This is a genomic window from Noviherbaspirillum suwonense, from assembly GCF_900182955.1.
In the GTDB taxonomy this organism is placed as follows: domain Bacteria; phylum Pseudomonadota; class Gammaproteobacteria; order Burkholderiales; family Burkholderiaceae_D; genus Noviherbaspirillum_A; species Noviherbaspirillum_A suwonense.
In genome coordinates this window covers 550,235-571,770 of record NZ_FXUL01000001.1, presented here as the reverse complement: position 1 = coordinate 571,770, position 21,536 = coordinate 550,235, and the positions used below count along the sequence as shown (strand labels likewise).

17 protein-coding genes are annotated in these 21,536 nt (G+C 66.9%); 8 read left to right on the top strand and 9 right to left on the bottom strand.

What is annotated here, in order from left to right:
- Positions 1 to 3: 3 nt before the first annotated feature.
- Genes QOL82_RS02650 through QOL82_RS02635 form a run of 4 tightly spaced genes read right to left on the bottom strand, consistent with a single transcriptional unit; the run spans position 4 to position 4,227 of the window.
- Complete coding sequence (locus QOL82_RS02650) at positions 4 to 1,056, bottom strand: ABC transporter ATP-binding protein (RefSeq protein WP_283440668.1); 1,053 nt, start codon at positions 1,054 to 1,056, stop codon at positions 4 to 6.
- Complete coding sequence (locus QOL82_RS02645; protein WP_283440667.1) at positions 1,053 to 1,892, bottom strand: carbohydrate ABC transporter permease; 840 nt, start codon at positions 1,890 to 1,892, stop codon at positions 1,053 to 1,055. The genes QOL82_RS02650 and QOL82_RS02645 overlap by 4 nt, the downstream gene beginning before the upstream one ends.
- A complete protein-coding gene (locus QOL82_RS02640) occupies positions 1,889 to 2,806 on the bottom strand; it encodes a carbohydrate ABC transporter permease (protein WP_283440666.1) in 918 nt (305 codons plus the stop codon). The genes QOL82_RS02645 and QOL82_RS02640 overlap by 4 nt, the downstream gene beginning before the upstream one ends.
- Positions 2,807 to 2,814: 8 nt before the next feature.
- Positions 2,815 to 4,227, bottom strand: coding sequence for an ABC transporter substrate-binding protein (locus QOL82_RS02635; protein ID WP_283440665.1), 1,413 nt, complete (start codon positions 4,225 to 4,227; stop codon positions 2,815 to 2,817).
- A gap of 259 nt (positions 4,228 to 4,486) precedes the next feature.
- Between QOL82_RS02635 and QOL82_RS02630 the strand changes: the two genes are divergently transcribed.
- Positions 4,487 to 5,548 carry a LacI family DNA-binding transcriptional regulator gene (locus QOL82_RS02630; protein ID WP_283440664.1) on the top strand — a complete coding sequence of 354 codons (1,062 nt, stop codon included), beginning with the start codon at positions 4,487 to 4,489 and terminating at the stop codon, positions 5,546 to 5,548.
- Positions 5,549 to 5,602: 54 nt separating this feature from the next.
- On the opposite strand, the gene hrpA is transcribed toward QOL82_RS02630, so the two are convergent.
- Positions 5,603 to 9,541, bottom strand: coding sequence for an ATP-dependent RNA helicase HrpA (gene hrpA, locus QOL82_RS02625; RefSeq protein WP_283440663.1), 3,939 nt, complete (start codon positions 9,539 to 9,541; stop codon positions 5,603 to 5,605).
- A 55-nt stretch (positions 9,542 to 9,596) separates the two neighbouring features.
- Between hrpA and argA the strand changes: the two genes are divergently transcribed.
- From argA to QOL82_RS02605, 4 genes are all read left to right on the top strand, one after another.
- Positions 9,597 to 10,907: an amino-acid N-acetyltransferase gene (argA, locus tag QOL82_RS02620; RefSeq protein ID WP_283440662.1), complete on the top strand. Its 1,311-nt coding sequence runs from the start codon at positions 9,597 to 9,599 to the stop codon at positions 10,905 to 10,907.
- Positions 10,908 to 10,950: 43 nt separating this feature from the next.
- Positions 10,951 to 11,223 carry an oxidative damage protection protein gene (locus QOL82_RS02615; protein ID WP_283440661.1) on the top strand — a complete coding sequence of 91 codons (273 nt, stop codon included), beginning with the start codon at positions 10,951 to 10,953 and terminating at the stop codon, positions 11,221 to 11,223.
- A 194-nt stretch (positions 11,224 to 11,417) separates the two neighbouring features.
- Positions 11,418 to 11,678, top strand: coding sequence for a hypothetical protein (locus QOL82_RS02610; protein ID WP_283440660.1), 261 nt, complete (start codon positions 11,418 to 11,420; stop codon positions 11,676 to 11,678).
- 4 nt (positions 11,679 to 11,682) lie between these two features.
- Positions 11,683 to 12,204, top strand: coding sequence for a helix-turn-helix transcriptional regulator (locus QOL82_RS02605; protein ID WP_283440659.1), 522 nt, complete (start codon positions 11,683 to 11,685; stop codon positions 12,202 to 12,204).
- Between the two features lie 61 nt (positions 12,205 to 12,265).
- Here the strand turns inward: QOL82_RS02605 and rpiA are convergent, their stop codons facing one another.
- The 4 genes from rpiA to edd form a co-directional block, all read right to left on the bottom strand.
- Positions 12,266 to 12,937, bottom strand: coding sequence for a ribose-5-phosphate isomerase RpiA (rpiA, locus tag QOL82_RS02600; RefSeq protein WP_283440658.1), 672 nt, complete (start codon positions 12,935 to 12,937; stop codon positions 12,266 to 12,268).
- 50 nt (positions 12,938 to 12,987) lie between these two features.
- Positions 12,988 to 14,322, bottom strand: a complete 1,335-nt coding sequence (locus tag QOL82_RS02595) for a hemolysin family protein (protein ID WP_283440657.1) — start codon at positions 14,320 to 14,322, stop codon at positions 12,988 to 12,990.
- A 342-nt stretch (positions 14,323 to 14,664) separates the two neighbouring features.
- Positions 14,665 to 15,303 (bottom strand): bifunctional 4-hydroxy-2-oxoglutarate aldolase/2-dehydro-3-deoxy-phosphogluconate aldolase, encoded by a 639-nt coding sequence (eda, locus tag QOL82_RS02590; RefSeq protein WP_283440656.1) that lies wholly within the window; start codon positions 15,301 to 15,303, stop codon positions 14,665 to 14,667.
- On the bottom strand, positions 15,303 to 17,246 hold the full coding sequence (gene edd / locus QOL82_RS02585; protein ID WP_283440655.1) for a phosphogluconate dehydratase: 1,944 nt from the start codon (positions 17,244 to 17,246) through the stop codon (positions 15,303 to 15,305). Before edd ends, eda begins: the two co-directional genes overlap by 1 nt.
- A gap of 245 nt (positions 17,247 to 17,491) precedes the next feature.
- On the opposite strand from edd, the gene pgi reads away from it, so the two are divergent.
- The 3 genes from pgi to QOL82_RS02570 are packed head-to-tail and all read left to right on the top strand — an operon-like array spanning position 17,492 to position 21,514.
- Positions 17,492 to 19,159: a glucose-6-phosphate isomerase gene (gene pgi, locus QOL82_RS02580; RefSeq protein ID WP_283440654.1), complete on the top strand. Its 1,668-nt coding sequence runs from the start codon at positions 17,492 to 17,494 to the stop codon at positions 19,157 to 19,159.
- Positions 19,160 to 19,163: 4 nt separating this feature from the next.
- Positions 19,164 to 20,636: a glucose-6-phosphate dehydrogenase gene (gene zwf / locus QOL82_RS02575; protein WP_283440653.1), complete on the top strand. Its 1,473-nt coding sequence runs from the start codon at positions 19,164 to 19,166 to the stop codon at positions 20,634 to 20,636.
- Between the two features lie 8 nt (positions 20,637 to 20,644).
- Positions 20,645 to 21,514, top strand: a complete 870-nt coding sequence (locus QOL82_RS02570; protein WP_283440652.1) for an SIS domain-containing protein — start codon at positions 20,645 to 20,647, stop codon at positions 21,512 to 21,514.
- Positions 21,515 to 21,536: the final 22 nt, after the last annotated feature.

Here is a 21,536-nt window from a genome sequence, read left to right as displayed (position 1 = left end):
GCGCTACAGCCGCATGCCGCTGTCCTGGTCGAACAGGTGCGCGGCGGCCGGGTCGAAGCGCAGGAACACCTGCTGCCCTTCCGCCAGCGACTGGGCCTGCTCGGTCTTCATCTTGATTTGCTGGCCGGCGAGGCGCAGCAGCACGATGGCGCTGTCGCCCAGGTCCTCGATGAACTCGATCTGCGCCGGCATGCCGTCGGCCGCGATGCGCAGGTCGCCCGGCCGCACGCCCAGCGTTACATTGCCATGCCGCCCGGCCGCGCCTTCCACCGGCAGGCGCGCGCCCGCCAGTTCGACCTGGCCGTCCGCCAGCGCCGCCGGCAGCAGGTTCATCGGCGGCGTGCCGATGAAGCTCGCCACCGCGGCGCTGGCCGGGCGCAGGTAGATGCCCTTGGGCGTGCCGACCTGCACCACGCGGCCTTCCATGAAGACCGCCATGCGGTCGGCCACCGTCATCGCCTCCTCCTGGTCGTGCGTCACATAGACCACGGTCACGCCCAGCTCGCGCTGCAGCCGCCGCAGCTCGGCCCGGGTCTCGATGCGCAGCTTCGCGTCGAGGTTGGACAGCGGTTCGTCGAGCAGGAACAGCCGCGGCTTGCGCACGATGGCCCGCGCCAGCGCACAGCGCTGCTGCTGGCCGCCCGACAGCTGGCCGGGCCGGCGCGCCAGCAGGTGGCCGATGCCCACCTTGCCGGCGGCGTCCTTCACCGCCTCGTCGCGCTGCGCGGCGGCCACGCCTGTCATCTTGAGCGGAAAGGCAATGTTCTCGGCCACCGTCATGTGCGGGTACAGCGCGTAGCTCTGGAACACCATCGCCACGTCGCGCTCGCCCGGGTCGGCATGGGTGACGTCGGCATCGTCCAGCATCACGCGGCCGGCGCTCACCGACTCCAGGCCCGCCAGGATGCGCAGCGTGGTGGTCTTGCCCGAACCCGACGGCCCGAGCAGCGCGAAGAACTCGCCGGGCCGGATGTCCAGGTCCAGCCCATGCAGGGCGGTGAAGCTGCCATGCTTCTTGACCACGCCCTCGATACGTACGCTGCCTGACTGGCTCATCGACGTCCCCCGCCCTTGACTGCGCCCACGGTCAACCCCTTCACGATATGTCGTTGCGCGAACAGCCCGATCAGGATGACCGGCGCCATCGCCAGCATGGCCCCGGCAGCCAGCCGCGCCCACTGGGTCTGTTCGACAGAAATGAAATTGAACATCGCGACCGTCACCGGCCGCACCTTGTTGCCGCCCAGGACCACGGCGAACAGGAACTCGTTCCATGCGTTCAGGAACACGAAGATGGTCGTCACCGCGATGCCGCCGCGCACCTGCGGCAGGATCACGTACCACAGCGTGCGCATGCGCCCTGCCCGGTCCAGCAGCGCCGCTTCCTCCATCTCGAACGGGATGTCCTCGAAGTAGGACACCATCAGCCAGATCGCGAACGGCAGCGAGAACGACAGGTAGATGGCGGTGAGGCCGCTGTAGCTGTCCAGCCCGCCTATCTTCTGCAGCACCAGGTAGTAGGGAATGATCAGCCCCATCGGCGGCAGCATCTGCGTTGCCAGCACGTAGAAGCCGGACGCCCGCTTGGCCGGGTAGTTCAGCCGCGCCAGCGCATAGGCCGCGGGTATCGCGAACAGCATGGTCAGCAGCGTGGTGCTGAGCGAGACGACCAGGCTGGACCACAGGTTGGGCAGGATGGACGAGGTGCCGAAGAGCACCTCGCGGTAGTTGTCGAGCGTCGGCGTGAAGCGCCACACCGGCGGGTAGGCCAGCACGTCGCGCTCGGACTTGAAGGAGGTCAGCAGCGCCCACAGCACCGGGAATGCCCATACCGCGAGCAGCAGGCCCGCCATCAGCCACAGGAGCGCATTGCGCAGCGGATGCGGCTTCATCGTGCCTTCCTCAGCCGGAACATCAGCCAGGAGATCGCCAGCGTGATCCCCATCAGCACCATGGCCAGCGACGCGCCGTAGCCCACGTTGAGTTCCGAAAACGAGGTGCGGTACGCATACAGGTTCAGGATCTCGGTGGACGTGCCCGGCCCGCCGCCGGTGGCCGCGAAGATCGCGGCGAATGCCGACAGCGCCGTCATCATGCGCATGATCACCACCATCACGATGGCCGGCCGTATCAGCGGCAGCGTGATGTAGACGAAGCGCTGCCATGGCCGCGCGCGGTCCAGCCGGGCCGCCTCGTAGACATCGGGCGGCAGCGTCGACAGCGTGGCCAGCATCACCAGGAAGGCGAACGGCGTCCACTGCCAGGTGTGGATGGCGATGACCGAGATCAGCGCCAGCTGCGGGTCGCCCAGCCAGTTGTAGCTCGGCAGGCCGACCGAGCGCGTGACCAGGTCGACCAGGCCGAAGTCCGGCGCCAGCACCAGCGTGCGCCAGAACAGGCCGACCACCACCGGCGCGAGCACGATGGGGAGAATCGCCGCGATGCGCAGCGCGCCCTGCCCCTTCGGTATCTGCAGCACCAGCAGCGCCAGCGACAGGCCGATGACGACCTGCAGCGCGACCGTGCTGGCGGTGTACACCAGCGTGAGCCACAGCGAATTCCAGAAGCGCGGGTCGGCGCCCATCTTGGTGTAATTGTCCAGCCCGGCGAAGCCCGACAGCCAGGGCATGCCGAGGTCGATGCGCTGCATGCTGTTCCACGCGAGGTAGACCAGCGGAATGGTGGTGGTGACGAGCAGCAGCAGCAGCGCCGGCGCCAGCAGCGCAATCGCGAAGCGCTGCTCCTGGCGCGCGAGCGTCACCGGCCCGGCCCGGCCTGCCGCCGGCGCCGTGATCGAGATAGCCATGCGCGGACTCAGCCCTTCAGGATCTGCTGGATCCTGGCCTGCGCCTCGTCCAGCGCTTCCTTCGGCTTCTTCTGCCCGACCAGCGCAGTCTGTATCGCGGTGGCCATGGTGTCGCCGATGGCCGGCCACTGCGGCACGCGCGGACGCCATTCGACGTCGGTGTCCTGCTCCAGCGACTCCAGCGCGGCCGGGATGAAGTTGTCGCCCATGCCCTGCATCGCGGCGGCGAACTCGGGCGCGCGCCACAGCGACGTGCGGTTCAGGCCGGAGCGCTTGGCCGGGCCGGCGAACTTCCACGAGGTGCGGGCCTGGGTCTCGAACGACGATGCCCAGGTGATGAAGAGCCAGGTGGCCTTCTTGGCGCGGTCGCTCAGCGCCGCGTTGATAGGGAAGCCCCAGTTCCAGATCGACGTCACCCGCTTGCCGGCCGGTCCCTTGGGCCAGCGCGCATAGGCGACCTTGCCGACCACCTTGGACTTTTCCGGGTTGTTGATGACGGCCGCCGACGAGTGCGCGTCGATATAGCAGGCCAGGTTCCCCTGCGAGAACGCGTCGGCGATGTCGGGCCAGTTCCAGTTGCGCACCGCCGGCGACGCGTACGCGGCCAGCGTGTCGACATACCACTGCAGCGCCTCGACTGCCTTCGGCGAATTGACCACGACGTTCTTGCCGTCGAACCAGCTGCCGCCGAAGCCGCGCAGCAGCGACGGGTAGATATACATGTTCTGGCCGGCCCCGGCAAAGCCGCGCAGCGCCAGCCCGTAGACGCGGTTCGGCGCGTCGGTCAGCGCGCGCGCGTTGGACACCAGCTCTTCATAGGTCTCGGCCGGCTTCAGGCCCTTTGCGGCGTACAGGTCCTTGCGGTAGACCTGCACGGTGACTTCGCCGTCGTAGGGAATGCCGTAAGGCTTGCCGTCGACCGAGTCGGCGTCGCGCCAGGCCTTCAGGATGTCCTCGTACTTGAACCAGGCCGGGTCGGTCAGGCTGGCGTCGTTCAGGTAGCGGTCCAGCGGCTCGACCCACTTGTTGGCGACATAGAGCGGGTAATACATCGGGTCGGCCGCATGGGTCGCATAGGTGGCGGTCCTGGACGACAGGTCCAGCGTCGCCTTCTGGCGGATCTGCCCGGGCGGCACTTTCTCCATGCGCACCTTGATGCCGGTCAGCGCCTCGAACTGCGGCAGCAACGTGCCCAGGTTGTCGAAATAACTGGCGGGAATGACGGCCACGGCGATCGATTCGCCTTCCACCTGCCGCCAGTTGATCTTGGCGCTCTTGTACGGGGCCAGGTCATCGCCCTGCGCCAGCGCGCCGCGCATCAGCGGCGGCGTCAATGCCAGCGCGCCGAGCGCGGCGGCGGCGCCGACCAGCTTGCGTTTGCCGGGCTGCGGCACGCCGCCGAGGACTGTCTTTTTATGCATGATGTCGTCTCCTGTTTGTGCGGCGGCTGGCTGCGTCCTGTCGTCCGCTGCCCATGCGTCGGCGCGCTGTTTTCTGGATGTCGGTGCTGCGTTGACCTTGAAACCGTGTCGTCGATTAAATCCATGTAATCGATTACATGGATTTAATGTAACATCGAAAACAGGCTCGCACAACGAGAGCATTTAGAATATTTACGCATTTCATTAGAACAATTTTGAAAACGATTGCAGCGTCGCAGCATGGCAACCCGGAAAACGCATGAGCCTGAAAACCACTAGCACCGACCGCGCCAGGCCGGGAGACAGCCGCATGCGCGTCGGCGCCAAGGACGTTGCCCGCCTGGCCGGCGTTTCCACCGCGACCGTGTCGCGGGTGATGAACAGTCCCGAGCAGGTCGACCCCGACACCCGGCGCCGGGTGACCGAGGCGGCGGCCCGGCTGCGCTATGTGCCGCATGGCGCGGCCCGCTCGCTGCGCAGCCACCGCAGCAAGATGATAGGCGCGGTGATTCCCTCGTTCGACTATGCGCTGTACGCGCGCACCACCAGCGCGCTGCAGCAGCGGCTGGACGAGCGCGGCTATTCGCTGGTGCTGGCCGAGCATCATTACGACCTGGGCGCGGAACTGCGGGTGGCCGGCCAGCTGATGGAGCATGGCGTGGACGCGCTGGTCTTCGTCGGCCTCGACCACGATCCCAACCTGTTCGGCCTGCTGGACGATTATGGCCGGCCCTATGTGCTGACCTGGGGCGTCGATCCCTACCGCCGCCACCCGAGCGTCGGCTTCGACAACCATGCGGCGACCTATGAAATGACCCGGCACCTGCTGGCGCTCGGCCATACCCGCTTCGGCCTGCTCAGCGCGCCGGTGGACGGCAACGACCGCGCCCGCGCCCGCGGCGCCGGCATGCGCGCGGCGCTGGCCGAGGCCGGCCTGCAGCTCGACGAATCGCGCGTGGCCTATGCGCCGATCTCGCTTGCGGCGGCGCAGGCGGGGATGGAAAGGCTGCTGGCCCTGCCTTCGCCGCCGACCGCGCTGGTGGCGACCAACGACGTGTTCGCGGTCGGCGCGATGATGGCCTGCCGACAGGCCGGGGTGCGGATTCCGCAGGACATCTCGATCACCGGGGTCGACAACACCGACCTCGGCGCAACCCAGACGCCGGGACTGACCAGCATCAGGACGCCCATCATCGAGATCGGCGTCGCCGCGGCCGACCAGCTGATCGCGCGCCTGGAAGGCAGGGAGCACCAGGACTTCCAGTCGTTTCCGATCGAGATCATCCATCGGGGAAGCACCGGCAAGCCTGCGGCCGGCTGAGGCCGTCATGCAGGCGATGCGGCGCAGCGCGCCCCAGCGCCACCGCAGAACGCCCTAGCGCTGCAGCGCTTCCCAGACCTTCTGCAGGCGCTTGACCGAGATCGGCATCGGCGTCTTCAGTTCCTGCGCGAACAGCGACACCCGCAGCTCTTCCAGCAGCCACCGGTATTCCTGCATCTTCGGGTCGCGCGCCGCCTGTCCCTTCTGCGCGCGCTGCCACGGCGCCGCCGCCTGCTGCCATTCGCCCATCAGCTTGGCGTCGCGCGCCGGGTCGGTGCGCAGCTTGTCGAGCCGCACGCCGATGGCCTTCAGGTAGCGCGGGTAATGGCTCAGCTGCGCATAGTCGGTGTCGACGATGAAGCGCTTGCCCACCAGCGCCTGCACCTGCGACTGGATGTCGGCCACCGCCTGCGCATGCGCGCGGGCGCCCTGCAGCTTCTTGGGCAAGGCATGGAATTCGGCCAGCACCTGTCCGGCCAGCCGCGCGAGTTCGTTGACCAACAGCCCCAGCCTGGCCTTGCCCTGGTCGCGCCGCGCGCTGAATTCCTCGGCATTGCGCGGCAGCGGCTCCTGCAGGCAGGCGCGGTCGAGTCCGGCCTCGATGATCTGGTCCCGCAGCTCCTCCTGCGAGCCGAGCGCCATGTACTGCATGCCCATCTGCTGCAGGCCCGGGATATTCTTTTCCAGGAACTTGATCTGTTCCTTCAGCTGGAGCGCGAACAGCCGGCGCATGCCGCTGCGGTGCATGCGCGCCGCTTCCGCCGGGTCGTCGAACACTTCGAGGTCGCAGTGGCTGCCGCGGTCCACCAGCGCCGGGAAGCCGATCAGCTTCTGCTTGCCCTGCTGGATTTCCAGCAGTTCCGGCAGTTCGCCAAAGGACCAGGTCGTCAGGTTCTGGTATGCGCCCGGCGTGGCGGCCCTGTCCTCCTTATCCTGCTTGTCCTGCCTTCCCTGCGCCGGCTGCTGCCGCTGCGCCGCGGGCCGGCCGGCGCCCGTGCCGGCTGCGGGCGCGGCTTCCTCGGTGATCGCGGTCTGTTCGGCCAGCTTCTGGAACTGCTCGCGCGCCTGGCCGCCCAGCTCGGCTTGCAGCGCGGCCAGGTTGCGGCCCATGTCGAGCTGGCGGCCATGCTCGTCGATCACCTTGAAGTTCATGAAGTGATGCGCCGGCAGCGTCTCGGGCTTGAAGTCGGCAAGGCGCGGCACGATGCCGGCCTGCTCCCGCACGTCGGCGATCAGCGCGTCGAGCAAACTGCCGCGGCCATAGGTCTTGCGTTCATGGACACGGGCGACGAAACCCGCCGCATAGTCCGGCAGCGGCACGCAATGGCGGCGCAGCTTCTGCGGCAGCGATTTCAGCAGCAAATGCGCCTTTTCCTTCAGCATGCCGGGCACCAGCCATTCGGCGCGCTCGGCCGACACCTGGTTCAGCGCAAACAGCGGCACCGCCAGCGTGACGCCGTCGCGCGGCGTGCCCGGCTCGAAGTGATAGGTCAGGCCCATCTCCACGCCGGCAATGCGCGTGGTCTTCGGGAACAGGTCGGTGGTGATGCCGGCGGCCTCGTGCCGCATCAGGTCTTCCCGGTTCAGGAACAGCAGCTTCGGATTGTCCGCGCTCGCGCCGCGGTACCACTTCTCGAAGGCCGCGCCGTTGTGGATGTCTTCCGGCACCTGCTCGTCGTAGAAGGCCGCGATCAGCTCGTCGTCGACCAGCACGTCGAGCCGGCGCGACTTGTGTTCCAGGTTCTCGATCTCGCGCACCAGCTTCTGGTTGTGCGCAAGGAACGGCGCCCTGGTGTCGAAATCGCCACCAACCAGCGCGTCGCGTATGAAGATCTCGCGCGCCTCCACCGGGTTGATCGCGCCATAGCTGATGCGGCGCTGGCTGTAGACCACCAGCCCATGCAGCGTCGCCCGCTCGGACGCCACCACCTGGGCGCCGCGCTTTTCCCAGCGCGGTTCGCCATAGGACTTCTTCAGCAGGTGCGCGCCGACCCGCTCCAGCCATTCCGGCTGGATCTGCGCAATGGTGCGGGCATACAGCCGCGTCGTGTCGACCAGCTCGGCCGCGACCACCCAGCGCCCGGCCTTCTTCTGCAGGCTGGAGCCGGGCCAGATGTTGAACCGGATGCCGCGCGCACCGAGGTACTGCGCGTCTTCCTCGCCCTTGAAGCCGATATTGCCCAGCAGGCCGGTCAGCAGCGCCGAATGCAGCTGCTCGTAGGTCGCCGGCGCGTCATTGAGCCGCCAGCCCTGCTCGCGCACCACGGTCAGCAGCTGGGTATGGACGTCGCGCCATTCGCGCAGCCGCATCTGCGACAGGAAGTTGGCGCGGCAGTTTTCCTGCAGCTGGCGATTGGTTTTCTTGTGCTCGATCGCATCGTCGAACCAGTTCCAGATTTTCAAATAGCTGAGGAACTCCGATTTTTCATCGGCGAATTTCTTGTGCGCCTGGTCGGCGGCGGCCTGCGCCTCCAGCGGCCGGTCCCGCGGGTCCTGCACCGACAGCGCCGACGCGATGATCAGCATCTCGCTCAGGCAGCCGCTGGCCTGCGCGGCCAGGATCATCCGGCCCACGCGCGGATCCAGCGGCAGCTTGGCGAGCTGGCGGCCCAGCGGCGTCAGCGCATTGGCGTCGTCCACCGCCCCCAGTTCCTGCAGCAGCTGGTAGCCGTCGGCAATTGCGCGGCCCAGCGGCGGCTCGATGAAGGGGAAGCTCTCGACATCGGCCAGCTTCAGCGACTTCATCCGCAGGATGACGGCGGCCAGCGACGAGCGCAAAATTTCCGGCTCGGTGAATTTCGGCCGCTGCTGGAAGTCCTGTTCCTCGTACAGCCGGATGCAGACGCCGGCCGCGACCCGGCCGCAGCGGCCCGCGCGCTGGTTCGCGGCGGACTGCGCGATCGGCTCGATCTGCAGCTGCTCGACCTTGTTGCGGTAGCTGTAGCGCTTGACCCTGGCGGTGCCGGCGTCGACCACGTAGCGTATGCCCGGCACCGTCAGCGAGGTCTCGGCGACGTTGGTCGCCAGCACGATGCGGCGCGCGTTCGACGCCTTGAACACCCGCTCCTGCTCCTGCGCCGACAGCCGCGCAAACAGCGGCAATATCTCCACATGCGGCGGATGGTGCTTCCGGAGCGTCTCGGCCGCGTCGCGGATCTCGCGCTCGCCCGGCAGGAACACCAGCACGTCGCCCTGGCCGACGCTGCAAAGCTCGTCGACCGCGTCTGCCACCGCGTCCATCAGGTCGCGCTTGTCGCGCCCTTTCTGGGCGGCGGTCGGCGCCGCGCCGGGCTTGGGCGCGCCCTCGCCCGGCTCCACCGGCCGGTAGCGGACCTCGACCGGATACATCCGGCCCGACACCTCGATCACCGGCGCCGGCCGGTCGCCGCGGCCGAAGTGGCGCGCAAAGCGGTCGGCGTCGATGGTGGCCGACGTGATGATGATCTTCAGGTCGGGCCGGCGCGGCAGCAACTGCTTCAGGTAGCCGAGCAGGAAGTCGATGTTGAGGCTGCGTTCATGCGCCTCGTCGATGATGATGGTGTCGTACTGCTTCAGCAGCGGGTCGGTCTGGGTCTCGGCCAGCAATATGCCGTCGGTCATCAGCTTGACCCAGGCGCCCTTGGTCAGGTTGTCGTTGAAGCGCACCTTGAAGCCGACATGCTCGCCCAGCGGCGTGCCCAGCTCCTGCGCGATCCGGCGCGCGGTCGAGCTGGCGGCGATGCGGCGCGGCTGCGTGTGGCCGATCAGCCCGCGTTCGCCGCGGCCGAGCGCCAGGCAGATCTTGGGCAGCTGGGTAGTCTTGCCGGAACCGGTCTCGCCGCTGACGATGATGACCTGGTGCGCCTGCAGCGCGGCGGCGATCTCGTCGCGCCGGCCCGACACCGGCAGCTCTTCGGGAAAGACGATGGCCGGCAGCGGGTGGCGGAACGGCGGTGGCGGCGCCTTGCGCCCGGCCGGCGTCTGCGGCGCCTGGTCCTGTTGGTTGCTGTGCATGGATTCTTGGGAAGGTTCAGGTGCAGACATGGCGGGCCGAATTATAATGCCGCTCATGGAAAATCCCGTTCAATTCGTACAGTGGCTGCGTTCTGTCGCGCCATACATTCATGCCTTTCGCGGTAAAACATTCGTGGTCGCCTTTCCGGGTGAACTGGTCAAGGCCGGCGCCCTGCCGGTGCTGGCGCAGGACCTGTCGCTGCTGCATGCGCTGGGCATACGGATCGTGGTCGTGCATGGTTCGCGGCCCCAGGTCGAGGAACAGCTGGCATTGCGCAATGTCGAGGCCCGATTCCACAATGGCGTGCGCATCACCGACACCGCCGCGCTCGAATGCGCGAAGGAAGCCGCCGGCGAACTCCGGCTGGACATCGAGGCCGCGTTCAGCCAGGGCCTTCCCAACACGCCGATGGCGCATGCCGAAATCCGCATCATCTCGGGCAACTTCGTGACAGCCCGGCCGATCGGCATCATCGATGGCGTCGACCTGGAGCTGACCGGCGTGACCCGGAAGATCGCATATGAGACCATACAGCCGATTCTCAATGCCGGCGGCCTGGTGCTGCTGTCGCCGCTCGGCTTTTCCCCGACCGGCGAGGTGTTCAACCTGACCATGGAAGACGTCGCCGTCGCCGCCTCGATCGCGCTGCGGGCCGACAAGATCATCTTCATCACCGAGACGCCGATGATGACCGACATGACCGGCGCGGAAATCCACGAACTGTCGGGCCACCAGGCGCGCGCCATCATCGACAGCGGCTGCCTGCCGCCGGACTCGGCCTTCTACCTGCGGCATGCGATGCAGGCCTGCACCGGCGGCGTGCCGCGCGCCCACGTGGTGCCGTTCTCGACCGACGGCTCGGCGCTGCTGGAACTGTTCACGCACGATGGCGTCGGCACCATGATCTCGTCGCAGAACCTGGAAAGCCTGCGGGATGCGTCGATCGACGACGTCGGCGGCATTCTGAAGCTGATCGAACCGCTGGAAGCCGACGGCACGCTGGTCAAGCGCGGGCGCGAACTGATCGAACGCGAGATCGATTATTTTTCCGTCATCGAGCATGACGGCGTGATCTTCGGCTGCGCCGCGCTCTACCCGTTCCCCGAGGAACAGATGGCCGAAATGGCTTGTCTGACGGTAAACCCGGAGGTGCAGGCGCAGGGCGACGGCGAACGCTTGCTGAAACACATGGAAAACCGGGCGCGCGCGGCCGGCGTCAAGAAACTTTTCGTGCTGACCACCCGCACCGCGCACTGGTTCATCAAGCGCGGCTTCGTGCCCGCCACCGTCGACGCGCTGCCCAAGGACAGGCAGCACATGTATAACTGGCAGCGAAAATCGATGGTGCTGGTAAAAACCCTCTGATTCCGTCACTCGAACCGAACCACATTCAACCTGGAGAAACACTATGGCCCGCATGGTCCACTGCATCAAACTCAACAAGGAAGCCGAAGGCCTGGACTTCCCGCCCTACCCGGGCGAACTCGGCAAGCGACTCTGGGAAAGCGTGTCCAAGGAAGCCTGGGCCGCCTGGCTCAAGCACCAGACCATGCTGGTCAATGAAAACCGGCTGAACCTTGCCGACACCCGCGCCCGCAAATACCTGGCGACACAGATGGAAAAGCATTTCTTCGGCGAAGGCGCCGACGCAGCCATGGGCTACGTCCCGCCGACTGAGTAAAACGACGCCCGCAGCGATGTAATGCTGCTTCCGGTTACGAACGCCGTTCGGCTCACGCTGAACGGCGTTTTTCTTTTGTATTCAAGCGTTTAGGCGGTGACCGACCGTGATGGATCATCGCGTGCATTTATCTTCGTATTTCTATCGGTTGTCACTTGACAACCATAAACCGTATACCTAGGATGGAGCACCCGATGACCAGACCCAGCCACCCGAAAAAGGAAATCGAACAGGCCTTGAGACATGCCGAACGGCATGGATGGCGTGTCGAACCGGGCGGCAGCCACGCATGGGGCCGTATCTATTGTCCGCACAACAGCGCCGATTGCCGTTGCGGCGAGTTTTGCATCACCAGTATCTGGAGCACCCCGAAAAACCCGTTCAGCCATGCGCGAGCCGTCATCCGCGTCGTGGACAGATGCGCGCTGATCAATTGCATCATGGAAAAGGAGTAAGGCAATGGAATACGACTTCACGCTGAAGTACCAGCTTGCCGCCGACGACCGCGACCCCGCCGCCATCGTCGAGCGCCTGGGCGCCGCCGGCTGCGACGACGCGCTGGTCGGCACCGGCGTCGCGCAGCGCATTGCGCTGGCGTTCACCCGCGAAGCGGAAACCGCGGACGCGGCGCTGCGCAGCGCGCTGGCCGACGTCAGGCGCGCGCTTCCGGGCGCCAGGCTGACCGAGGCGGGACCCGATTATGTCGGCCTGACGGACGTGGCTGACCTGCTGGCCATGAGCCGGCAAAACCTGCGCAAGCTGATGCTGAATCACCCGGACAGCTTTCCGCCGCCGGTCCATGAAGGCAGCGCGTCGATCTGGCGGCTGGCGGACCTGCTGGCGTGGTTTGCGGAGCGCGGCCATGCATTGCAACCGGCGCTGCTCGAAGCCGCCGGCGCGGCCAGGCAGGTGAACCTGGCCCGGGATGCCGGGCAACTGTCGCCGGAAATGCTGCAAGGCATCAAGCCGCTGATTTCCTGAGGTCCGGGCATGCTGCGCGGCGGCCGACGGCATTCGAGGCCGGCCGCCGCAGCGCCGGTTGCTAGAACACCAGCGTCTTCACGCCGTCCGGGCTGCCCAGCAGCGCCACGTCGGCGCAGCGCTGGGCGAACAGGCCCACCGTCACCACGCCGACGATGTTGTTGACCGTGGCTTCGAACTGCGCCGGGTTGCCGATCTGCAGGCCAGCCACGTCGAGGATGTAGCAGCCGTTGTCGGTGACCAGCGGCTGCCCGTCCTTCAGGCGCAGCGTCGGCTCGCCGCCCAGGGCCGCGAGCTTGCGGCTGACGATCGCATGCGCCATCGGGATTACTTCGACCGGCAGCGGAAAGCGGCCCAGCGTCTGGACCAGCTTGGAGCCGTCGGCGATGCAGACGAATTTGTCGGCGGCCGACGTGACGATCTTTTCCCGCGTCAGCGCGGCGCCGCCGCCCTTGATCATCGCGCCCTGCGGTGTGATCTCGTCGGCGCCGTCGATGTATACCGGCAGCGAGGTCACGTCGTTGAGGTCGACCACCTTGATGCCATGCGAACGCAGCCGCGCCGCCGTGGCGTCAGACGAGGCGACCGCGCCCTGTATCCGGTCCCGGATGCCGGCCAGCTCGTCGATGAAGAAATTGGCGGTGGAACCGGTGCCGACGCCGATGATCGCGTCGTCCACCACGTATTGCAGCGCGGCGCGGGCTACCGCCTGCTTTTGTTCGTCCTGGGTCATGATGATGCGGGCTGAAAAATGAAAAGCCGCATTTTACGCGGAGTCGGCGCCTAGACGCCGGTTTCCTCGACCGCGACCCGCCGCGGGTAGACCCGTATCAGCACGATGCGCGGCCCGTTCATTTTCTTGACCACCACGTCGAACTGGGCGAACGGGATCTTCTGGCCCTCGTGCGGGATCTCGCCCAGCTTTTCCATCACCAGGCCGCCGACCGATTCGGCGTCCTCCAGGTCCATTTCCTCGTTCTCGACGTCGATGCCCAGCGCCCGTTCGAGCGTGAAGATCGGCAGGCTGCCCTTGCCCATCAGCGTGCCGTCGTCGAGCCGGGTCCAATCGTTGTCGCTCTGCCGGAATTCGTCCCGTATCTCGCCGACCAGCGCGCCGAGCAGGTTGTCCAGCGTCAGGAAGCCCATCGGCTTGTGGCCCTTCTTGCCGACCACGGCGAAATGCGGCGCGCCGGTGCGAAAGCGCCGCATCAGCTCGACTGCGGGCATGCGCGGCGATACATGGGAAACCGGCCTCAGGAAAGCCGCCAGGTCGGTGATCTTCTTGCCGCTCTGCTCGGCCAGGAACAGGTCCTTCAGGTGGATCACGCCCAGCACCTCGATGCCGTCCTCGGCAAAATACGGGTAGCGGCTGTAGCGCGTCCGGTACACGGTGGCCAGGTTTTCCTCCAGCGTGCGGCCGCGCTCGAGGGCGGCGATTTCATGGATCGGGCGCATCAGGTCGGACACTTCGAGTTCGCCGAAATCCAGCGTCTGCGCCAGCACATTCCATTCGTCGGTGCTGAACTTGCTGCTGCTGCGGCTGCTGCGCAGGATAAGCTTGAGCTCGTCGGCCGAATAATGCGCGTCATGGCCGCCCGGCGCATTCAGCCCGGCCAGCCGCAGCACGCCGTTGGCGCTGCCGTTGAGCACCCAGATGATCGGATACATCAGCCAGTAGAAACCGTACAGCGGCGTCGCCGTCCACAGGCCGACGCGCTCCGGGTAGCGGATCGCCATCGATTTCGGCGCCAGTTCGCCAATGACGATATGCAGGAAGGAAATCAGGAAGAAGGCGAAGAAAAACGAGACGCCATGGATAATCTCGGGCGACGTGACGCCGGCCATTGCGAACGCCGGCTCCAGCAGGCGCGCAAACGCCGGTTCGCCGACCCAGCCCAGGCCCAGCGACGCCAGCGTGATGCCCAGCTGGCATGCCGACAGGTAGGCATCGAGCTGCCCATGGACCTTGGCCAGCATGCGGCCGCGCAGGCCCTGGGTCTTGGCAATCGCGCGGATGCGGGTTTGGCGCAGCTTGACCAGGCCGAATTCGGCGGCCACGAAGAATCCGTTCAGCGCCACGAGGAAGAAGGCGAGAACGACCAGCAAAAGGTTATCCATTACAAAGTTTGTTGTTGACGAAAGCGCATTATCGGGGAGATTGGCCGCTCGTGCCGGAATTGCGCTTACCGGGAGGACGGCAAAATCCGGGGATTGGCCACGGCGGGACAGGCTCCGTGGCGAAAAAACCGGATGCGTTCCGGCTCGGGCGCGTTGGAAAGACGAGGGATAAGGAGAGGCTTTCGGGAGGGAGATGGCTGCGAAGGCGCGGCTGCCGGCTGTCTTGCGAGCTGCCGCCCGTCATATATGGCAGGCGGCAGCGCATCCCGCGAACGGCGGCAGCGTCATCCGCGCCGCCCGGCGCCCATGCAGGCATGCAGGCATGCCGGCTTCACGCCATGTTCAGGCCGGCTGGCGCAGTGCCGACGCCGCGCGCGCCAGCGCGGTGATGCGGCCCCAGTCGCCGGCGGCCAGCGCATCCTTGGGCGTGAGCCACGAGCCGCCGACGCAGGCGACATTGCGGCAGGCCAGGAATTGCGCCGCGTTTTCCTGGGACACGCCGCCGGTCGGGCAGAACATCATGTCGCCCAGCGGGCCGGCCAGCGCATTGAGCATGCCGATGCCGCCGGCCGGGACGGCGGGAAACAGCTTCAACTGCCGGAAGCCGGCCTCGCGCGCGGCCATGACCTCGGACGGCGTCATCACGCCGGGCAGCAGCGGCAGGCCGCTGCTTTTCGCCGCGGCGATCAGCGCCGGCGTGAGGCCGGGCGAGACGCCGAACACCGCGCCGGCGTCGCGCGCGGCGGCGAACTCCTGCGGCTGCGTCAGCGTACCGACGCCGACGATGGCGTCCGGCACCTGCTCGGCGATGGCGCGGATCGCCGGCAGGCCGTGCGCGGTGCGCAGCGTGACTTCGAGCACGCGGATGCCGCCGGCCACCAGCGCGCGCGCCAGCGGCACCGCATGCGCGAGGTCGTCGATCGCGATCACCGGGATCACGGCCGAGGTGCGCATGATGTCGAGTACGGAGAGGTTCTGCATTATCGGGTTTCCTTTTCGATGGCTGCCGGCTTGTGCTTGATCAGCGTGTCTTCGTCGCTGAATTCCTTGGCGTCGGTATTGCCGCCAGGCTGGTTGATTTCCGGGTCCACCCGCTTGATCAGCGGCGGCAGGCCGAAGGTCGCGGCGCCTTCCTCGGCGGTAGTGACAGCGGCGCGGAACATTGCAAACAGTTCGCGCCCGTGGCCGACTTCATTCGATGCGAGATGCGGCACCGGGACCGCGCGGGCATCCCAGTCCTCGTCCGGCACCAGCGCCTGCAGGATGCCCTGCTCCGCGTCCAGCAGGATCATGTCGCCGGTGCGGACCCGGCCCAGCGGCCCGCCGGCCAGCACTTCCGGCGACACGTGGATGGCGGCCGGCACCTTGCCCGACGCGCCGGACATGCGGCCGTCGGTCACCAGCGCGACATGGCGGCCGGCATCCTGCAGCACGCCCAGCGCCGGGGTCAGCGAATGCAGCTCCGGCATGCCGTTGGCGCGCGGTCCCTGGAAGCGCACCACGGCGACGAAGTCGCGGTCGAGCTTGCCGTCGCTGAATGCATGCAGGAAATCGTCCTGCGAGTCGAACACGATGGCAGGCGCGCGGATCACCCGGTACTGCGGCTTGACCGCCGAGACCTTGATCACCGAGCGACCCAGGTTGCCCGACATCAGGCGCAGGCCGCCGTCGGCGGAAAACGGGTTGGACGCCGGCCGGATGACATTCTCGTCGCCGCTGGCCGCCGGCGCGTCGCGCCAGACCAGCTTGTCGTCGATCAGCAGCGGTTCGGCCGCATGCTTGCGCAGGCCCTGGCCGAGGATGGTCTTCACGTCTTCATGCAGCAGCCCGGCGTCCAGCAGTTCGCGGATCACGTAGCCGGTGCCGCCGGCCGCATGGAAATGGTTGACGTCCGCCTCGCCGTTCGGGTAGATGCGGGCCAGCAGCGGCACCGCGCTCGACAGGTCGTTGAAGTCGTTCCAGTCGATGACGATGCCGGCCGCCCGCGCGATCGCCACCAGGTGCATCGTGTGATTGGTCGAGCCGCCGGTGGTCAGCAGCGCGACGATCGCATTAACGATGGCTTTTTCATCGACCACGTGGCCGACCGGCAGGTATTCGCCGGCCTCGTCGACGATCTGCACCGCGCGCTGGGCGGCGGCGGCGGTCAGCGCGTCCCGCAGCGGCGTGCCCGGGGTGATGAAGGCGGCGCCCGGCAGGTGCAGGCCCATGACTTCCATCAGCATCTGGTTGCTGTTGGCGGTGCCGTAGAAGGTGCAGGTGCCGGCCGAATGGTAGGAACGGGATTCCGCTTCCAGCAGTTCCTCGCGGCTCAGCTTGCCCTGCGCGTAGAGCTGGCGGATCCGGGCCTTCTCGGAGTTGGCCATGCCGGTGGTCATCGGCCCGCCCGGGATGAAGACCGCCGGGAGGTGCGAATAATGTAGCGCGCCAATCAGCAGGCCCGGCACGATCTTGTCGCAGATGCCGAGGTAGACGGCAGCGTCGAACATATTGTGCGACAGCGCTACCGCGGTCGCCATCGCGATGGTGTCGCGGGAAAACAGCGACAGCTCCATGCCCGGCTGGCCCTGGGTCACGCCGTCGCACATCGCGGGCGTGCCGCCGGCGAACTGGGCGACGCCGCCCGCCTCGCGCACCGCGGCCTTGATCTTCGCCGGGAAATGCTCGAACGGCTGGTGTGCGGACAGCATGTCGTTGTACGACGATACGATGGCCACCGACGGCTTCCTCTGCTCCTTCAGCACCAGCTTGTCATTGGCCGGGAAAGCGGCGAAACCGTGGGCGAGATTGGTGCAGCCGAGCGCGCCGCGCTGCACGCCCTGGCGCCGTGCCAGTTCGAGACGGGCCAGGTAGGCGCTGCGGTAAGGCTGGCTGCGCTCGATGATGCGCGCCGTGACGGACGCGATGACGGGGTGTAGCGGCATGGTCATTCCTTGCTAAAAATAGTCATGAAATTATACTACAATGTGGCCGTTGCGATTTCCGTCCGCAAAGCCCGTTAGCCGTTGATTCCGCGCAAAGGATCTGCTCTCTTGCCGCCAGATCCAGCAGGTCTGCCCTAGCGTAAACACAGTGCGTCGCGCTGGCGGTGCTGACCAATCCGATAACTTGTAGTGAAATTACCTTTGCATCCTATATACTTGGCACAATTTCATTCATAGCCACGATCATGTCTGCTACCGACCTGCGTTCCACCGCCGCCTGGACGGCCCTGCAAAACCATTACGCGCATGCCCGCGACTGGCGCATGCGCGACCTGTTCGATGTCGATACGCAGCGCTTCCATGCATTTTCGGAAGAAGCGGCGGGCATCTTCCTCGACTATTCGAAAAATGCCGTCACCCGCGAAACGATGGACCTGCTGTGCGCGCTTGCCCGCGAACGCGGCGTCGAGGCGCAGCGCGCCGCCATGTTCGCCGGCGACCGGATCAACAACACCGAGCAGCGCGCGGTCCTGCATACCGCGCTGCGCGTCCCGCGAGGCGAGAAGCTGATGCTGGATGGACAAGACATCAACGCCGAGGTTCATGCGGTGCTGGATCGGCTTGGACATTGCGCCGAACGCGTGCGTTCCGGCGACTGGACCGGCTACACCGGCCAGGCGATCACCGATGTCGTCAACATCGGCATCGGCGGCTCCTACCTCGGCCCGAAAATGGTCTGCGAGGCGCTGCGCGGCATCGCCCACCCGCGCATCGCGATGCATTTCGTCTCGAACGTGGACGGCCACGACCTCGACGCGCTGCTGGCACGGGTGAAGCCGGAGACCACGCTGTTCATCGTCGCTTCCAAGACCTTCACCACGCAGGAAACCATGATGAATGCGCAGTCCGCGCGCGCCTGGTTCCTGAAAACAGGCGAGGAAGCCGACCTGGCCCGCCATTTCGTCGCGGTGTCGACCAATACCCAGGCGGTGACCGATTTCGGCATCGACCCGGCCAACATGTTCGGCTTCTGGGACTGGGTCGGCGGCCGCTACTCGGTCTGGTCGGCGATCGGCCTGCCGGTGGCGATCGCCGTCGGCCACGATGGCTTCCGCGAATTCCTGGCCGGCGCCCACGGCATGGACCAGCACTTCTGCAGCGCGCCGCTGGAGCGCAACCTGCCCGCCATCCTGGCGCTGGTCGGCATCTGGAACCGCAACTTCCTGGGCAGCACCTCGATCTCGGTCGCGCCCTATCACCAGGACCTGGCCAGCTTCCCCGGCTACCTAGAGCAGCTGGACATGGAAAGCAACGGCAAGCGCGTCGACCGCGACGGCGCGCCGCTGTCCGTCGCCACCAGCCCGGTCATCTGGGGCGACACCGGCACCAACGGCCAGCACGCGTACTTCCAGATGCTGCACCAGGGCACCGACCCGGTGCCGGTCGACTTCATCGCCGCGCTGCGGCCATCGCATGCGCTGGCCGGCCACCAGGAAGCGCTGCTGGCCAACTGCTTCGCGCAGAGCGAGGCGCTGATGCGCGGCCGGACCCAGGACGAGGTCGCCGCCGAGCTGCAGGCGCAGGGGCTGGCGGCCGACCGCATCGCCGCGCTGGCGCCGCACCGCACCTTTCCCGGCAACCGGCCCAGCAACACGCTGCTGCTGCAGTCGCTGACGCCGGCCAGCCTCGGCGCGCTGATTGCGCTGTATGAACACAAGGTCTTCGTGCAGGGCGTCATCTGGGGCATCAACAGCTTCGACCAGTGGGGCGTGGAACTGGGCAAGGTTCTTGCACGCGCCATCCAGAACGAACTGATGACCGCACCCGATGTCGATGCCCATGACGCTTCGACCAATGGCCTGATTGCGCGCGCCCGCGAGGCGCTCCAGGCCCAACCTTCCGGAGAATCCTGACCCCATGGCACTTACCGACTTCGATTTCGTACTGTTTGGCGGCGGCGGCGACCTCGCCATGCGCAAGCTGATCCCGGCGCTGTACGCGCTCAGCCGCGGCAAGGGCTTTCCCGAGGGCGGCCGCATCATCGCCGTGGGCAGGCACGACTGGAGCCGCGAGCACTACCTGGAAGAGCTGGACAAGCAGGCCAAGCCGAATATCGAAGAGGACAGGCTGGATGAAGGCGCGTGGAAGGCCTTCCGCGAACGGGTCAACTACGTGTCGCTGAATGCGAGCGACGCCGGGACCTACCAGCCGCTGAAGGAAGCGCTGCGCGACGACGACAAGCTCACCCGCGTCTACTACCTGGCGGTGCCGCCCAACCTGTTCGCCGGCATCTGCCAGAACATCGCCGAGGCCGGACTTGCCACCCCGAACGCGCGGGTGGTGCTGGAAAAGCCGCTGGGACGCGACCTCGAAGGCGCGCGCCAGATCAATGCCGACGTCGGCAAGGTGTTTTCCGAGTCGCAGATCTTCCGCATCGACCATTACCTGGGCAAGGAAGCGGTGCAGAACCTGCTGGCCCTGCGCTTCGGCAATATCCTGTTCGAACCGCTGTGGCGGCGCGAATGGATCTCCGACGTCCAGATCACCATCGCCGAGGAACTCGGCGTGGGCAACCGGATGGGCTACTACGAAAGCTCGGGCGCGTTGCGGGACATGCTCCAGAACCACCTGCTGCAGCTGCTGTGCATCGTCGCCATGGAGCCGCCGGTGGACGGCACGCCCGACGCGGTGCGCGACGAGAAGCTCAAGGTGCTGCGCGCACTGAAACGCTTCACGCCCAACAGCCTGGTGCAGAACGTGGTGCGCGGCCAGTACAAGAGCGGCCATGTCGACGGCGTGGCGGTGCCGGGCTATCGCAAGGAGCCGGACGCCAACCCGCAGTCGCGCACCGAGACCTTCGTCGCGGTCAAGGCCGAGATCGACACCTGGCGCTGGTCCGGCGTTCCCTTCTACCTGCGCACCGGCAAGCGCATGGCCGACCAGCTGGCGGAAATCGTGGTGCGCTTCAAGTCGATCCCGCATTCGATCTTCAACCAGCCGATCAGCAGCTTCCAGCCCAATTCGCTGGTGATCCGGCTGCAGCCGGACGAGGGCCTGAACCTGAACCTGATGGCCAAGACGCCGGGCGACGGCATGCGCCTGAAGCTGGTCGACCTCGAACTGGACTTCCGCGAAACCTTCAAGAAGCCGCGCATGGAAGCCTACGAGCGGCTGCTGATGGACGTGCTGCGCGGCCAGCTCACGCTGTTCATGCGCAGCGACGAACTGGAAGCGGCATGGGAGTGGGTCGAGCCCATCCTGCATTTCTGGGACCAGGAAGACAATGACCCGCTGTTCTACACCGCCGGTTCCTGGGGCCCGGGCGCGGCCAGCGCGCTGATAGGCCGCGACGGCCTGCAGTGGCGCGAAGAAGCGCTGCCCGAGGAATAAGGCCCGCCATGCTGCTGGACGCGATCCGCACCCGGTTCGACGCCTTGTCCAAGTCCGAGCGCAAGGTCGCGGCGGCGGTGCTGGACAACCCGGAACTGACGCTCGCGGAAAACATCACCGCGCTGGCGCGCAGCGCCCAGGTGTCGGAGCCGACGGTCGTGCGCTTCTGCCGCGCGGTCGGCTGCGACGGCTGGCACGAGTTCAAGCTCAAGCTGGCGCAGGGCCTGGCGCTGGCGCCCGCCGGCAATGACGAGACGCCGTTGCAGGACGACCTCGCCGGCGACCTGATCGCCAAGATCTGCGGGCGCTCGATCAACACGCTGCTCGACCTGCGCAACAGCCTCGATGCGCAGACCATACAGCGCGCGCTCGACATCCTGGCCAATGCGTCCAAGATCGAGTTCTACGGCCAGGGCAGCTCCGGCCTGGTGGCGGCCGATGCGCAGCACAAGTTCTTCCGGTCCGGCGTGCCGACGGTGGCCTACTCCGACCCGCATACCCATGCGATCTCGGCGGCGCTGCTGGAACCGGGCGACGCCGTGGTCGCCATCTCGCAGCGCGGCGGCAGCGTGGCGCTGCTGCACAGCGTGCAGCTGGCGCGGCGCGCCGGCGCCGACATCATCGCCATCGCGCCGTCGGGCACGCCGCTGGCGGCGCTGGCGACGGTGCTGGTGCCGGTCGACCTGCCGGTCGACACCGACCCGTACCGGCCCATCACCGCCCGGCTGGCGCACCTGGTCGTCATCGACATCCTCGCCGTCGGTCTGGCGCTGCGCCGCGGCCCCGAATTCCGGCGCAGGATGGAGGCGGCGCAGAAGGCGCTGCAGCGCATCGACATCCAGTTCGACTCGCTGCTGGAACTACCGGAGCGGCGATAATATTCCCGGCGGCGCGGCCCGG

Coding starts and splice junctions, on each gene's coding strand:
- QOL82_RS02650 (WP_283440668.1), bottom strand. CDS start 1,056: ATGAGCCAGTCAGGCAGCGTACGTATCGAGGGCGTGGTCAAGAAGCAT.
- QOL82_RS02645 (WP_283440667.1), bottom strand. CDS start 1,892: ATGAAGCCGCATCCGCTGCGCAATGCGCTCCTGTGGCTGATGGCGGGC.
- QOL82_RS02640 (WP_283440666.1), bottom strand. CDS start 2,806: ATGGCTATCTCGATCACGGCGCCGGCGGCAGGCCGGGCCGGGCCGGTG.
- QOL82_RS02635 (WP_283440665.1), bottom strand. CDS start 4,227: ATGCATAAAAAGACAGTCCTCGGCGGCGTGCCGCAGCCCGGCAAACGC.
- QOL82_RS02630 (WP_283440664.1), top strand. CDS start 4,487: ATGAGCCTGAAAACCACTAGCACCGACCGCGCCAGGCCGGGAGACAGC.
- hrpA (WP_283440663.1), bottom strand. CDS start 9,541: ATGCACAGCAACCAACAGGACCAGGCGCCGCAGACGCCGGCCGGGCGC.
- argA (WP_283440662.1), top strand. CDS start 9,597: ATGGAAAATCCCGTTCAATTCGTACAGTGGCTGCGTTCTGTCGCGCCA.
- QOL82_RS02615 (WP_283440661.1), top strand. CDS start 10,951: ATGGCCCGCATGGTCCACTGCATCAAACTCAACAAGGAAGCCGAAGGC.
- QOL82_RS02610 (WP_283440660.1), top strand. CDS start 11,418: ATGACCAGACCCAGCCACCCGAAAAAGGAAATCGAACAGGCCTTGAGA.
- QOL82_RS02605 (WP_283440659.1), top strand. CDS start 11,683: ATGGAATACGACTTCACGCTGAAGTACCAGCTTGCCGCCGACGACCGC.
- rpiA (WP_283440658.1), bottom strand. CDS start 12,937: ATGACCCAGGACGAACAAAAGCAGGCGGTAGCCCGCGCCGCGCTGCAA.
- QOL82_RS02595 (WP_283440657.1), bottom strand. CDS start 14,322: ATGGATAACCTTTTGCTGGTCGTTCTCGCCTTCTTCCTCGTGGCGCTG.
- eda (WP_283440656.1), bottom strand. CDS start 15,303: ATGCAGAACCTCTCCGTACTCGACATCATGCGCACCTCGGCCGTGATC.
- edd (WP_283440655.1), bottom strand. CDS start 17,246: ATGCCGCTACACCCCGTCATCGCGTCCGTCACGGCGCGCATCATCGAG.
- pgi (WP_283440654.1), top strand. CDS start 17,492: ATGTCTGCTACCGACCTGCGTTCCACCGCCGCCTGGACGGCCCTGCAA.
- zwf (WP_283440653.1), top strand. CDS start 19,164: ATGGCACTTACCGACTTCGATTTCGTACTGTTTGGCGGCGGCGGCGAC.
- QOL82_RS02570 (WP_283440652.1), top strand. CDS start 20,645: ATGCTGCTGGACGCGATCCGCACCCGGTTCGACGCCTTGTCCAAGTCC.